9 protein-coding genes are annotated in these 13,622 nt (G+C 67.0%); 6 read left to right on the top strand and 3 right to left on the bottom strand.

What is annotated here, in order from left to right; translation table 11 throughout:
• Positions 1–48 precede the first annotated feature (48 nt).
• The 6 genes from ACWF0M_RS28275 (at position 49) to ACWF0M_RS28250 (ending at position 8,996) form a co-directional block, all read left to right on the top strand.
• Positions 49–3,231 carry a sacsin N-terminal ATP-binding-like domain-containing protein gene (locus tag ACWF0M_RS28275; RefSeq protein ID WP_452238750.1) on the top strand — a complete coding sequence of 1,061 codons (3,183 nt, stop codon included), beginning with the start codon at positions 49–51 and terminating at the stop codon, positions 3,229–3,231.
• Between the two features lie 250 nt (positions 3,232–3,481).
• On the top strand, positions 3,482–5,335 hold the full coding sequence (locus tag ACWF0M_RS28270) for an ABC transporter substrate-binding protein (RefSeq protein ID WP_452238749.1): 1,854 nt from the start codon (positions 3,482–3,484) through the stop codon (positions 5,333–5,335).
• Complete coding sequence (locus ACWF0M_RS28265) at positions 5,332–6,426, top strand: ABC transporter permease (RefSeq protein ID WP_452238748.1); 1,095 nt, start codon at positions 5,332–5,334, stop codon at positions 6,424–6,426. Before ACWF0M_RS28270 ends, ACWF0M_RS28265 begins: the two co-directional genes overlap by 4 nt.
• A 5-nt stretch (positions 6,427–6,431) precedes the next feature.
• Positions 6,432–7,307 carry an ABC transporter permease gene (locus tag ACWF0M_RS28260; protein WP_452238747.1) on the top strand — a complete coding sequence of 292 codons (876 nt, stop codon included), beginning with the start codon at positions 6,432–6,434 and terminating at the stop codon, positions 7,305–7,307.
• Positions 7,300–8,112: an ABC transporter ATP-binding protein gene (locus ACWF0M_RS28255; protein WP_452238746.1), complete on the top strand. Its 813-nt coding sequence runs from the start codon at positions 7,300–7,302 to the stop codon at positions 8,110–8,112. The genes ACWF0M_RS28260 and ACWF0M_RS28255 overlap by 8 nt, the downstream gene beginning before the upstream one ends.
• A complete protein-coding gene (locus ACWF0M_RS28250) occupies positions 8,109–8,996 on the top strand; it encodes an ABC transporter ATP-binding protein (protein ID WP_452238745.1) in 888 nt (295 codons plus the stop codon). Before ACWF0M_RS28255 ends, ACWF0M_RS28250 begins: the two co-directional genes overlap by 4 nt.
• A gap of 22 nt (positions 8,997–9,018) precedes the next feature.
• On the opposite strand, the gene ACWF0M_RS28245 is transcribed toward ACWF0M_RS28250, so the two are convergent.
• The 3 genes from ACWF0M_RS28245 to ACWF0M_RS28235 form a co-directional block, all read right to left on the bottom strand.
• Positions 9,019–11,052, bottom strand: coding sequence for a phosphocholine-specific phospholipase C (locus tag ACWF0M_RS28245; protein WP_452238744.1), 2,034 nt, complete (start codon positions 11,050–11,052; stop codon positions 9,019–9,021).
• 105 nt (positions 11,053–11,157) lie between these two features.
• Positions 11,158–11,736, bottom strand: coding sequence for a GNAT family N-acetyltransferase (locus ACWF0M_RS28240; RefSeq protein WP_452238743.1), 579 nt, complete (start codon positions 11,734–11,736; stop codon positions 11,158–11,160).
• A 179-nt stretch (positions 11,737–11,915) separates the two neighbouring features.
• Positions 11,916–13,538, bottom strand: a complete 1,623-nt coding sequence (locus tag ACWF0M_RS28235) for a DUF222 domain-containing protein (protein WP_452238742.1) — start codon at positions 13,536–13,538, stop codon at positions 11,916–11,918.
• Positions 13,539–13,622 lie beyond the last annotated feature (84 nt).

The following is a 13,622-nucleotide window of genomic DNA, read 5'->3' as shown; positions in this document are numbered from 1 at the left end:
GCCCGTTGGGACAGAGGCGGGTGCCCGGGGGTGCGTCATACTGCCCCGGTGACTGGCGACGTGTTTGGTAGTGCGGGGATCCGTGGACGGGTGCTGGCCGGGTGGGCGGCGGCGCCTGTGCGGTTCCGGGAGGACGCGAACGCCGAGGAGGAACTCGCCCTCGGCGGGTACGTCGACCGCCTGGTGATCGAACTAGCCCAGAACGCCGCCGACGCAGCCACCCGCGCCGGCACGCCGGGGCGCGTCCTGTACGAGTTCCGCGAAAACACCCTCGTGGTTGCCAACACCGGCGCACCGCTGGACGCAGAAGGCGTCGAGTCACTGGCAACCCTCCGCGCCTCAGCCAAACGTGAGAGCCCCCGCGACCTACCGCCCCCAGACGCACCGTCCAGCGACGGCGGCACGTCGACTGGCGGAGATGGTGGTCCGGGCGGTGGAGACGGCGCTGCGGACGGTGGTGCGGACGGTGGTGCGGGAGGTGCGCTCGGCGGTGGGATGGGTTCCTCGGTGGGGCGATTCGGGGTGGGGTTTTCTGCTGTGCTTGCGGTGACGGATGAGCCGGTGGTGTTGTCGCGGACCGGGGGTGTTCGGTTCTCGAAGGCTGATACCGCTGCTGCGATTGCCGACCTGGGTAAGGCGTCCCTGGACACCGAGCTGCGGCGGCGCGACGGTCAGGTGCCGGTTCTGCGGCTCCCGTTCGCGACCGAAGGCGAGCCGCCCGCCGGGTACGACACCGCGGTCATCCTCCCACTCCGCGACGAGGCCGCCGCGGATCTCGTACGCCGCCTGCTCGCCGAAGCCGACGATGCGCTCCTCCTCGCGCTCCCCGGCCTCGAACGCATCGAGATCGAAACCGACGACACCCACCGCATCCTCGAGAACGCCGCCGACCGCTGGCACATCCACCGCGCCGCCGGCACCTTTACCACGACCGAACGCGAACACCTCCTCGCCGACCGCCCCACCGAAGAACGCACCCGCCCAACCTGGTCAGTCGTCTGGGCCCTACCCCGAACCCAACCCGCCCAGTCACCCACCGACCTGCCATCGCCCACCGCGCCCGCCCTTCCACCGACCCCGGCCACTCTTCCGTCGGCCCCTCCACCCGCCCTTCCGGGCGTCATCCACGCGCCCACCCCGACCGACGAACCGTTCTCGCTTCCGGCGTTGCTCTTGGCAACTTTCCCGCTCGACTCCACCCGGCGGCACGTGGCGAAGGGGCCGTTGACGGATCGGCTCGTCCGGGAGGCCGCGCCGGCGTACGGGGAACTGTTGCGGGAGCGAGCCGCCGCCGGGGATGACGTACTGCCGCTCATCCCCACCGGCCTCGCGGCGGGCGCGCTGGACCGGATGCTCCGCGACGAAATCCTCCGGGTACTACCAAGCATCCCCATCCTCCCCGCCCTCGACGGCACCACGCTGCGCCCGAACGAGGCCGTCGTAGTAGACGGTGCCGACGAACCGTTCAACGAAGTACTGGCGCCCCTCGTACCAGGCCTGATTCACGCCCGCCGCGAGGACCGCCTAGCGCTCGACGCCCTGCGAGTACGACGCCTCGACCTAGCCGAGGTGGTGGATCAGCTCGGGGGAGAGGAACCGCCCACCTGGTGGCGCACGCTCTACGCCGCGCTGTCGACCATGGTCACCGACCCGCTGATCCGCGAATCGCTCGGCACCCTTCCGGTACCGCTCGCCGACGGGCGGCTCGTCCGCGGCGCCCGCGGTCTGCTCCTGCCCGGACCTGAGATCCCGGTCGACACGCTCGCCGCGTTCGGCGAGTACGGCGTACGCGTCGTGCACCCCGATGCCGTCGACCCCGTCCTGGAACGCCTCGGCGCGATCCCCGCCACCCCACGCTCACTCCTCGAAGACGGCGCGGTCCGCGCTGCCGTCGAGCATGCCGCGGACGCCGACGACCCGGACGCGATCGCGCACGCCATCCTCAGCCTGGTAGCCGCCGACCCCGCCCAGGCGGACGGTCTGTGGTGGCTCTCCGATCTCGTACTCCGCGACGCGGACGGTGAACTCGTTCCCGCGAACGCCCTGGTCGTCGAGGGCTCCGACGCACAAGCAGTGCTCGACGCCGACGAGGTCGCACCCATCTCCGGCGACGTCCTCGACCGCTACGGCCTGCCCGCACTGGAAGCCGTCGGCGTACTCGCCTCACTCGGCGTCGTCGCAGCGTCCGACGTCGCCCTCGACCGCCTCCCCGAAGCCCTCCAGGATCTCGACGGAATCGAGGACTGGGCGTACGACGTCGCCCCCGACGGATCCCGGTACGGCGCCACGGTCGGCGAACTGATCGCGATCCGCGACCTCGACTGGATCACCGACGACAGCTGGCCGAAAGCCCTGCAATTACTGAGTTCTGAGCCCGAACTGCGCCGCGCGCTCGTCACCCAGGTGCGCGTCGTCGGCCCGGACGACCGGCCGCTCGGAGTACCGTCGTACGCCGCCTGGTGGATCCGTGAACACGTCCTGCTCGACGACGGCGAACCGCTCGCCGGACGCGCGGATCCCGACGCCGAACCGGTGCTGGCGACGTTCCTCGACGAAGCCCCCGACTGGACTGCCGGGCTCGATCCAGAGGTCCGTACGGCGGCGGGCCTCGTCCGCGACGTCGGCGACCTCGATGCGGACGGTCTCGGTCTCGTCCTCGACCGGCTGGCCGACCCTGAGCGCGATGTCGACGAGGCGTCGATCCTGCGGCTGTGGAACCGTCTCGGGACGCTCGCACTGTTCCCGGGAGCGGCGCCGGCCCAGGTCCGCGTGCTCGATGCCGACGGCGGGACTCGGGTGACCGACGCGGACGGTGCGGTCGTGGTCGACGGGCCGATGTGGGTGCAGCGCGACGACCTCGGCGGGTTCGTGATCGGATCGGGTGCCGCGGCGGACGGACTCAGCGACCTGTTCGACGTACCGCTCGCCCAAGAAGTTGCCGAGGGCAAGATCAACGGCGAGGGTACGGCGGCCGACGTGCCGGCGATCGTCCGCGAACTCGTGCCCGAGGTCCCGGCGACCTGGTGGGAACACGAGGAGCTCACCGTCGACGGTGTCGAGGTCTCCTGGTGGGTGGACGCCGACGGCGCTCCGCACGCGGCGACGTTCGACGGGCTGGCGAAGGCCCTCGCGTGGTCCGCGGGGCGCTGGGACCAGCGGCATGTGATCCGCGCGGTTCTCAACGAACCGGACCGTTCCGCCGAACTTCTGGTCGACGCCGTCTACGACTGACCGAAACCGGACACCAGGCCGAAACCTCTACGCCGCGTGACCGTCGTTGGAAGCGTTTCCGCCTACGGGAGTCACGCAGAGCGAGCAACGTTGTCAGAGGTTGGTATATCGACTGAGCTGCGGATATGACGTCTGGCATTCAACGTGGCAACGAACTCTTGTCAACGTTGTCAACGCTACTTATAGTCCGTGGCACCTCTCGGTCGGTGATCCGCCAGTCCACGCAACGTAAACGGAGGTGACCTTCGTCATGAACACGGAGTCCCAGAACAGCGCAGGCCCGCGCCCGCAGTACGAAGATGTCGAAGACGTCGTCCGCTACCAGTTGACCCGGCGAAGCATGATCGGTGGCGGTGCCGCGGCGCTGACCGCCTTCCTGGCTGCCTGTTCCGGCGGTGGCTCCTACTCCGACAAGCCGGCCAACAGCAACAAGCCGGTCGCCACCAAGTCCATCCAGATCGGCAAGGCCAACATCCCGGTCCCGCGGGACCAGTCGGTGATCGTCGGCCAGGTCGAGTACACCGTCTTCGACAGCTTCAACGGGATGATCCCCAACGGCTCGCCCTCGGGCGCCGGCGTGGAGCTGAGCACCGAGCCCTTGTTCTACTTGAGTTTCGCCACCGGAGAGATGCGTCCTTGGCTGGCGACCGAGTACAAGTACAACGACGACCACACCGAGGTCACCTTCAAGTTCGACCCGAAGGCGCACTGGAACGACGGACAGCCGCTGGGGGCGGCCGACTTCAAGTTCACCATCATGCTCCTCAAGGACCGGCCGGACCTGTTCGGCGGCGGTGGTGAGCTGAAGGAGTTCGTCAAGGCCATCGAGGTGCCGGACGCCCAGACCGCCGTGGTCAAGCTGCTGAAGCCGACGCCCCGGTTCCACTACAACTTCATCTCCGCGATCGCCGGACCGCCGCTCGGGATCATGCCCGAGCACATCTGGAAGTCGCAGGATCCGACGAAGTACAAGGACAACCCGCCGGTGCACAGCGGTCCGTACAAGCTGAAGCAGGCGATCCGGAACCAGAAGATGTTCATCTGGGAGAAGGACCCGAACTACTGGAACAAGGACAAGCTCGACGTCAAGCCGCAGTACGTCGTCTACCAGAGCACCTCGAAGCAGCTCGACCAGGCCTCGCTGGCGTTCGAGCGGGCCGAGTTCGACGTCGGCTCGATCGACGAGCAGCACGCCAAGCAGCTGCGCAACACCGGCTACCCGGCCCTGCAGACCACCCAGTTCCACGACCCGAACCCACGGGTGATGTGGCTGAACTGCGACCCGTCCCGCGGCGTGATCTCGGAGCCGAAGATGCGCTGGGCGATCAACTACTGCCTGGACCGCGAGAAGATCGGCAAGTCGATCTGGCCGGTCCCGGTGCCGCCGGCGCAGTACCCGTGGGCCGACTACCCGACCAACGACAAGTGGAAGAACGACGAGCTCGCGAACAAGTACAAGTTCGAGTTCAACCCCGACAAGGCGACCCAGCTCCTCGACGAGATCGCCCCGAAGAACGCCGCCGGCAAGCGCACGTACAAGGGCAAGGAGATCAACCTCGAGATCATCACTCCCTCGCCGGTCGACGGCGGTGAGTACGCGATCGCGAACGTGCTGAAGACCGAACTGGCCAAGGTCGGCGTCCCGGCCACCCTGCGCAGCCTGGCCGGCAACGTGCACGACGAGAAGTTCCAGCGCGGCCAGTACGACATCGACTCCAGCTGGGCCGGGATCGCGATCGACCCCGAGCAGCTCTACACCGACTGGACCAGCGACAAGTACCAGCCGGTCGGCAAGAACGCGGCCGGCAAGAACAAGCTGCGGTACCGGAACCCGAAGTTCGACGAGGTGTCCAAGAAGCTGGCCGGGCTGGACCCGAACAGCGAGGAGGCCAAGCCGCTGCTGAACCAGGCGCTGGAGATCTACTTCCAGGACCTGCCGATGCTGTCGGTGATCCAGACCGGGTACCCGTCGTACTTCAACACGACGTTCTGGAAGGGCTGGCCGACCGACGACGACCTGTACGAGGTGCCGCTGAACTGGTGGCAGCACTTCATCTTCGTCCTCGGCAAGATCGAGCCCACCGGGCAGAAGGGACCGGCGTGACGGCGGAAGCCCCGCCGGTGGTCGCTGTCGATCAGTCGCAGTCGTCCGCACCCCCGAGCGGGGTGCGGGCCTGGCTGTCGCGGCATCCGCTGGCGGCGTACGCGATCCGGAGGCTCGGGCTGTACGTGGTGGAGCTCTGGGGAGCGCTCACCATCGCGTTCTTCTTCTTCCGGCTGATGCCGGGCGACCCGATCCAGACGTTGATCCAGACCCTGCAGCAGAACTACATCTACAACGCGCAGGCGAGCGCGGAGATCATCGCCCGCTACAAGCACGAGTTCGGGCTCGACGGGAACCTGCTGACGCAGTACCTGGTGTACATGCAGAAGCTGATCCTGCACGGCGATCTCGGGCCGAGCCTGATCAACTACCCGACGCCGGCCCAGACGGTGATCCTGCGAGCGTTGCCCTGGACCATCGGTCTGCTCGGCATCGCCTCCGTACTCTCCTGGATCCTGGGCGTCGTCATCGGCGCGATCGCCGGCTGGCGGCGCGGCAAGCTCGGCTCGGCGATCGCCACCAACCTGTCGATCGCGCTGTCGCACGTGCCGTACTTCTTCGTCGCGCTGATCCTGGTGTACATCTTCGCGTACTCGATGGGTGTGTTGCCTGCGAGATCGGCGTACGACTCGAACATCAGTCCCGGGATCTCACCGCAGTTCATCGGCAGTGTGCTCAAGTACGGGTTGCTGCCCGGACTGTCGATCGTGATCATCGGGACGTTCAGCTGGATCCTGTCGACCCGGATGCTGATGGTCCCGATCCTCGGCGAGGACTACCTGGTGTACGCCGAGGCCAAGGGACTGAAGAGTTGGCGGATCCTGACCCGGTACGCGCTGCGGAACTGCTACCTGCCGCAGATCACCGCATTCGGGATCTCGCTAGGGTTCATCTTCAACGGCAACGTGCTCGTCGAGCAGTTGTTCAACTACCCCGGCCTCGGGACCACGCTGGTCACGGCGATCCAGCAGCTCGACTTCAACACGATCCTCGGCGTCACCGACATGGCGATCTTCTCGGTGCTGACCGCCGTACTTCTGCTCGACCTCCTCCTGCCGTTGCTTGACCCGCGCGTCAAGTACTGGAAGTGATGCCGATGAGAATCCTCAACGCTGTACTGCGGACGATCCGGCACAGCCGGCGGCTGGCGATCGGGCTGATCATCCTTGGACTGATGGTGTTGCTCGCCCTGCTCAGTCCGCTGATCGCGAAGGCCATCGGCGGCGGTCAGGATCCGATCGAACTGGCGGCGTACGACAAGTGGCTGGTGCCGGGGCCCGGGCACCTGCTCGGGACCGACCAGTTCGGCCGGGACGTGTTCGCGATGGTGGTGAAGGCGCTCGCTGTCTCACTGCAGATCGGCGCGATCGCCGGCATCATCTCGACCGTGGTCGGCGTGATCGTCGCGTTCGTGGCCGGGTACAAGGGCGGTTGGATCGACGGGATCTTGTCGACGTTCACCGGGATCCTGCTGGTGATCCCGACGTTCCCGTTGCTGATCGCGCTCTCGGCCTACGCGAAGAACGTCAGCCTGTTCCAGGTCGGCGTGATGATCTCGATCTTCGCCTGGCCGTTCGCCGCGAAGACGATCCGCTCACAGGTGCTGAGCCTCCGGACCCGGCCGTATGTCGATCTGGCCCGGGTGAGCAAGGCGCGCGACCTGGAGATCATCGCCACTGAACTGCTACCGAACCTGCTGCCGTTCATCGGGGTCGGGTTCGCCTCGTCGGCCCTCGGCGCGATCTTCGGGCTCGTCGGTCTGGAGATCATCGGACTCGGGCCCGGTGGTGTGATCGACCTCGGCCAGATCATCTACAGCGCGATCAGCACCGGTGCGCTGACACTTGGAGCCTGGCCGATGTTCGTCGTACCGGTCGGGCTGCTGACGTTGCTGTTCGCGGCTTTGAACATGGTGAACATCGGGTTGGAAGAGGTCTACAACCCGCGGCTGAGAGGAGTGGCCGGTGAGTGACTCTGTCCTGGAGATCACGGGGCTCGAGGTCGTCTACTCCACGAACCGCGGTGACGTGAAAGCGGTCCGCGGGATCGATCTCGACGTACGTCGCGGTGAGATCCTCGGGATCGCGGGGGAGTCGGGCAGCGGGAAGAGCACGCTCGCGGTCGCACTGCTCCGGCTCCTGAAGGCACCGGGCAAGGTGGCCGGCGGCTCGGTGATGTTCCACCCGGCCGGTCGTTCGCCGGTGGATCTGCTGAAGGTGCACGGCGAGGAACTGCGGGTACTGCGGTGGAGCGCGCTCTCGTATCTCCCGCAGGGCTCGATGAGTTCGCTGAACCCGGTGATGCGCGTGCAGGACCAGTTCAAGGACGTGATCCTGGAGCACGCGCCGGAACGCAAGAACTCCTTGCACGAGATGATCCCGCGGCTGCTGGCGCAAGTCGGTCTTGAGCCGCGGGTGGCCAAGATGTACCCGCACGAGCTGTCCGGCGGGATGAAGCAGCGGGTGCTGATGGCGATCGCGGTCGCGCTCGAACCCGACCTGGTGATCGCGGACGAGCCGACCACCGCGCTGGACGTGACGATCCAGCGGGTGATCCTGCAGTCGCTCGCGGATCTGCGCACCGATTTCGGGGTGACCCTGATGGTGATCTCGCACGACATGGGCGTGCACGCACAGCTCGCGGACCGGGTCGCGGTCATGTACGAGGGGCAGTTGGTCGAGGTCGGCGACGTACGGCAGGTCTTCAAGGATCCGCGGGATCCGTACACGCGGCAGCTGATCGAGTCGATCCCGAAGCTTGGACGGAGGGCCTCATGAAGTCGGAGCTCGAACTTCGTGGCGTACAGCAACGATTCCACGCCCGTGGGGTCGCCGACGGCTACATCACCGCGGTCGACGACGTGAGCTTCAGCCTGCTCGCGTCACCGCCGCAGATCGTCAGCCTGGTCGGCCAGAGCGGCAGCGGGAAGAGCACGATCGCCCGCAACGTCCTCGGCCTGCAGAAGCCCACAGCCGGATCCGTGCTGTACGGCGGGAAGGACATCTTCAAGCTGAACCGGGCCGAGTACGACGAGTACCGGCGCGACGTCCAACCGGTGTTCCAGGACCCGTACGCGATCTTCAACCCGTTCTACCGGGTCGATCGCGTCCTCTGGAAGGCGGTGAAGAAGTTCAAACTGGCGTCGACCCGGGCGGCCGGGCTCGCGCTGATCGAGGAGTCGTTGCGCGCGGTCCGGCTGGAGCCGGAGAACGTGCTCGGGCGGTACCCGCACCAGCTTTCCGGCGGTCAGCGCCAGCGCATCATGCTGGCCCGGGTCCACATGCTGCGCCCGTCGTTCATCATCGCGGACGAGCCGGTGTCGATGCTGGACGCCCAGGTGCGCAGGCACTTCCTGGACATCCTGCTCGACTTCCAGACCGAGCACGGGATGACGACGCTGTTCATCACGCACGACCTGTCCACGGTCTACTACCTCGGCGGCGAGGTCATGGTCATCACCAAGGGCCAGATCGTCGAACGCGGCCCGGTCTCCACCGTGATGCACGAGCCCACCCACCCGTACACCAAACTCCTCCTCGACTCCATCCCCCAACCCGACCCCGACCAACGCTGGACCACCCGCATCGCCGTCGACGAACTGGAACGCGTCGACGACGCAAACCCCGCAGCCGACACCAAGCCGGAAGCCCCGATCCTGTAAATCGGGGCTCCGGCTCCGGCCGTCAAACAGTCTTGATGGCGGGGTCGCTGAGGCTGGGGGTGCCGGTTTCTACGTGGCCGGCGAGGCGGCGGAGGTACGTCGTGTCGGTGGCGGTGGTGATCGAGACGTCGTACCAGCGGCCCGTGGTGGTGATGGTGCGCTTGGTGGTGCCCTTGGGCAGGTCGAGCTGCTGGGTGGTTCCGGCGTACGTGTTGGTGATCGTGATGCGCCGGGCCACGTCGGAGGTGATGGTCAGGTCGACGTTGCCGGTGGTGGCGTTCTCGCGGGCGGTGAGTTCCAGGCCGGTCGCGGGCTTGCCCTTGAAGGTGCGGAGGAAGCCGTTCGGGCCGTGGACGGTGAGGTCGGTGACGCCGCCGGAGTAGATCGGGTTCCAGCTGTCGGCGACGGTCTTGCCGGCCTCGGTGGTGTATGTCCACGGGCCGTCGGTGCGGTTCGCGGACGTGATCAGGAACTGTGCGCCGGCCTGCGCCCCGGAGCTGAACGTCAGCCGGTACTTGCTGTTGGCAACGGCTCCGTCGACGACCGGTGCGTAGGGCAACGGCCGGGTACGCCGGCGTCCGCGTTCCTGCGCCGGGATCTTGCCGACCGCGGGCGGTGTCGGCACGTAGTCCGGGTGCCGCTTGTTGTCCGGTGGCTCGTAGGAGCTGGTGTCCGGGAGGGTGGCCGGCTGCGTCGACGCCGTACCGAAGTCGAACGCCGATGTCAGGTCGCCGCAGATCGCGCGGCGCCACGGCGAGATGTTCGGTTCGTGGACGCCGAAACGGGACTCCATGAAACGGATGATCGACGTGTGGTCGAACACCTCGGAGCAGGTGTAGCCGCCGGTGCTCCACGGCGACACCACGAGCATCGGCACCCGCTGACCGAGACCGTAGGCGCCGTGCGCGGCCTTCGAGCCGGTGTACAGATCCGGGTTCGGGTCGACCGTCGACAGGCCCTGGTTGGCGTCGATCGGCGGATACGGCGGTACGACGTGGTCGAAGAAGCCGTCGTTCTCGTCGTACGTGATGAACAGCGCGGTCTTGCTCCACACCTCGGGATTCGCGGTGAGCGCGTCGAGGACCTGGGAGATGTACCAGGCGCCGTAGTTGGCCGGCCAGTTCGGGTGCTCGGTGAACGCCTCGGGCGCCGCGATCCAGGAGATCTTCGGCAGGCGATTGCCCTTCACATCGGCGGCGAGCTGCGCGAACAGGCTCTCGCCGGCCTTCGCGTTCGTGCCGGTCCGCGCCTTGTCGTACAAGGGGTTCCCGGCCGAGGCGTTGCGGTAGTTGTTGAAGTACAGCAGCGAGTTGTCGCCGTAGTTCCCGCGGTACGCGTCGTTGATCCAGCCCCAGCCGCCGGCGGCGTCGAGGCCGTCGCCGATGTCCTGGTAGATCTTCCACGACACACCGGCCTGCTCGAGCCGTTCCGGGTACGTCGTCCAGCCGTAGCCCGCCTCGTCGTTGCCGAGGACCGGGCCGCCGCCGGTGCCGTCGTTCCCCGTGTAGCCGGTCCACATGTAGTAGCGGTTCGGGTCGGTGGAGCCCATGAACGAGCAGTGGTACGCGTCGCACAGCGTGAACTTGTCCGCGAGCGCGTAGTGGAACGGGATGTCCTCGCGGGTCAGGTACGCCATCGTGGTCGACGTCTTCGCCGGGATCCACTGGTCGTACTTGCCGTTGTTCACCGCCAGATGCGCGTCGGACCAGCTGTGCGCGAGGTCCTGGATGAACTGCATCCCCAGGTCGTCGGCGTCCGGGTGGAACGGCAGGATCTCCTTGCCGACGGCGTTCTTCTGGTGCCACACCGACTGTCCGCTGGGCAGCGTCACCGGGCGCGGGTCACCGAACCCGCGAACGCCGCTGAGGCTGCCGAAGTAGTGGTCGAACGACCGGTTCTCCTGCATCAGTACGACGATGTGCTCGACGTCCTGGATGTTGCCGAACCGGCGGTGCGCGGGGATCGCGGCGGCCTGCTCGATGCTGTTCGCCATCGCGGCGAACGCAGCCGACGCTCCGGCGAGCTGCAGGAACCTACGACGATTGATATCTGGCATGCAAAGCCTCCTGACGGGCGGTGGGGCGGATGGAGTCTGAAACACCAGCACTGCGTCGCAGGCACCCTAATCTGAACGATTAACCGACGGAAGATGAACTCTCCCTCAGGTGTCGGTGTGCAGCCGTCCGTGGACGTGCCAGTCGTGCCAGCCGTCGGCGTGCTTGATCGCCTGCCGCAGCGTCCCCTCCAGCCTGTACCCGGTGCGCTCGGCGACCCGGCATGACCCGGTATTGGCGGTGGAGTGGTGGATGTTGAGCCGGTTGAAACCGATCAGCCCGAAGGCCCAGGCAGACAGAGCGTCGACTGATCGCGCGGCGACGGCTCGGCCCCGGGCTGCCGGGGTCACCCAGTAGGACAGCGAGGCTGACCCCTCGGCCAGCGAGATATTGCGCAGTCCGACCTGGCCGAGCGGCTGGTCGTCCCCATCAACAACCGCCCAGCTCGCCGCCGTCTCGCCGTCCCAGCTATCGGCCCACCCCGCGACCCACTCACCTGCCTCATCGAGACTGTCGAACCGCCGAACGTGCCAGCGCTGAATGTCAGGACAGGCAAACGCGGTCCGCACCATCGCAGCGTCACTCCTCCGCCAGGGCCGCAGCATCAGCCCATCACCTGCCAGCCGCGGCTGCGCAACATCCCGCAACGTCCCCCGAAGCAAGGCCGGACCCACAAGCAAAGGCATGCGTTGATGCTAGTGCTGGTAATCATCCCGTCCGCAGACCGCTCAGACGTCATGCCGGCGCGACCGTCGATGGCTGGTCGCGTTGGGTCTGCTGGTGCCGGGCGTGGTTGTTGGTGGGCGGTATCTGCCGCGGGGGGTCGTGGTCGTTTCATCAGAGGTGGTGAGGTGGGCTGCAGCGTCTATGCGGCGGTCGTGGTGCGAGGCTCCGCGGAATCAGGTGAGGCGTCAGTAGTGCCGGGCTTGAGTTTGGAATCGTCGCCAGGGCTGCTCTCGTTGTCGCCGGACACGGTGGCAAGGTCACCCCACGGGTCGAACGCGAGGGTGTTGGGCGGCATGAAGTTGCTGTGAGGATTGACGTTCGCAGTTGAGCTCCCGCCGTCGCCCCAGGGATCGAAGTCAGCGGTAGGTGGGCGCGTTCGAGTGCGGGCTGGCTGTTCGTCAGGCGCGTCTCCCCAGGGGTTGAGGCGGGTGGCGTCCTCGGCGGTGATCCAGGGCGGATCGGTCTCACGTGGCCAGACGCGAGCGGATGTACCGCCCGTGGTGGTTGCGGTGGTGAGAGGCTCGGTGGTGGGTGGTCTGTATCTGCCGCGGGGGACCGGGTCGGGAACGGCCCAGCTTGGGCGGGCGACATGGACCACGCCGTGGGTGATGTGGATGTTCCAGTGGCCGGCGTGTAGGTCGCGGTGGCAGCGTTTGCAGAGCAGGACGAGATTGGTGAGTTTGGTTTCACCGCCGTCTATCCAGCTGATGACGTGGTGGGCGTCGCAGTAGATCGGTGGGGCTCCGCAGCAGACGCAACCCTTGTCTCGGGCAATCAGGGCCTTCCGCATGGTGCCGGTGGCGAGCCGGACGGTGGTGCCGACGTCAAGGGGCTGCGAGTCCGAGCCGAGAACGATCGGCAGGATGTGCGCGTCGCAGGCGAGTCGACGGATGGTGGCCGCGGACAGGGCGTCGCCGTAGATCAGTTGACCGGTCGCGGTTGCAGTGGCGGCCTTGAGATCGTTGAAGTCGATGGTGACGAGGACCTGCGGCTTCTGGCCGTCGCCGGTGGCGGCGGCGAGGACGGTGGTGAGCGCGTCGGCCTGGCGTTTGTCGCGGCTGCGGGGATCTAGGGCGCCGTCGACGGTTTTGTGTGGTTTGGCGTGGGTGTGGATCAGGGTCCGGAACAGTTCGGCGTTCTCGTTGGCCAGGAACCCGGTGAACGCGACGCCGTTGTCGGTCGTCTTCAACTTCAGCGTCTCGCGGTCGTAGGCCTTCTGCTCGGCGGGTTCGGGGCCGTCGGTGTCCAGTCGGTTGCGGACTTGTACGCCGGCCTTGCGCAGGTCGAGCGGACCGTGAGTCCGCGCCAGTTCCACCATTTCCTGCTCGGCGACGCGCAGGTCCTCGACCGGCACCGTGTTCGGCAGTTTGTCCAGCGCGGACACGATCGCCTCGGCCTGCGCTGGATGCACCAGCACCCCGGAACCTGCACCGCCCTGGCCGGCCTGGTCGCCTGCCGTCTCCGGAGCATGGTCGGGATCGGGATCGGGGAGTGCAGCCGCGACGGCCGGGTACTTCGGCAGAGCGTTGGCCAGATGGACGTCGCGGCGGGCCTCGATGGGGTCGACGCGGTAGCGGAAGGTCAGGAACCGCGCGGTGGTGCCGGCGCCGACCTCCTTGGCGTAACCGATCGTCTCGAGGCCGCCGGTCAGCTGCAGAGCGTAGGTTTTCAGGCGCGCGATCTCGGCACACGTGGCGTCGAGCGCTGACACCATCTCGCCACCGCTCATCGACCACACCGGCCGCTCCCCGAGAATCTCCATACCCACAGCGTAGACAGCCCCACCGACAGTTTTCAAACCCAGATCTCCTTGTTTTCAAGGGAATTCGGTGACCGGAGTTATCCA

The sequence above is a fragment of the Kribbella sp. NPDC055110 genome (assembly GCF_053607525.1).
Note: the sequence above shows the minus strand (reverse complement) of the source record. Positions and strands in the feature narration are given on the sequence as shown.

Coding starts and splice junctions, on each gene's coding strand:
- ACWF0M_RS28270 (WP_452238749.1), top strand. CDS start 3,482: ATGAACACGGAGTCCCAGAACAGCGCAGGCCCGCGCCCGCAGTACGAA.
- ACWF0M_RS28260 (WP_452238747.1), top strand. CDS start 6,432: ATGAGAATCCTCAACGCTGTACTGCGGACGATCCGGCACAGCCGGCGG.
- ACWF0M_RS28250 (WP_452238745.1), top strand. CDS start 8,109: ATGAAGTCGGAGCTCGAACTTCGTGGCGTACAGCAACGATTCCACGCC.
- ACWF0M_RS28245 (WP_452238744.1), bottom strand. CDS start 11,052: ATGCCAGATATCAATCGTCGTAGGTTCCTGCAGCTCGCCGGAGCGTCG.
- ACWF0M_RS28240 (WP_452238743.1), bottom strand. CDS start 11,736: ATGCCTTTGCTTGTGGGTCCGGCCTTGCTTCGGGGGACGTTGCGGGAT.
- ACWF0M_RS28235 (WP_452238742.1), bottom strand. CDS start 13,538: ATGGAGATTCTCGGGGAGCGGCCGGTGTGGTCGATGAGCGGTGGCGAG.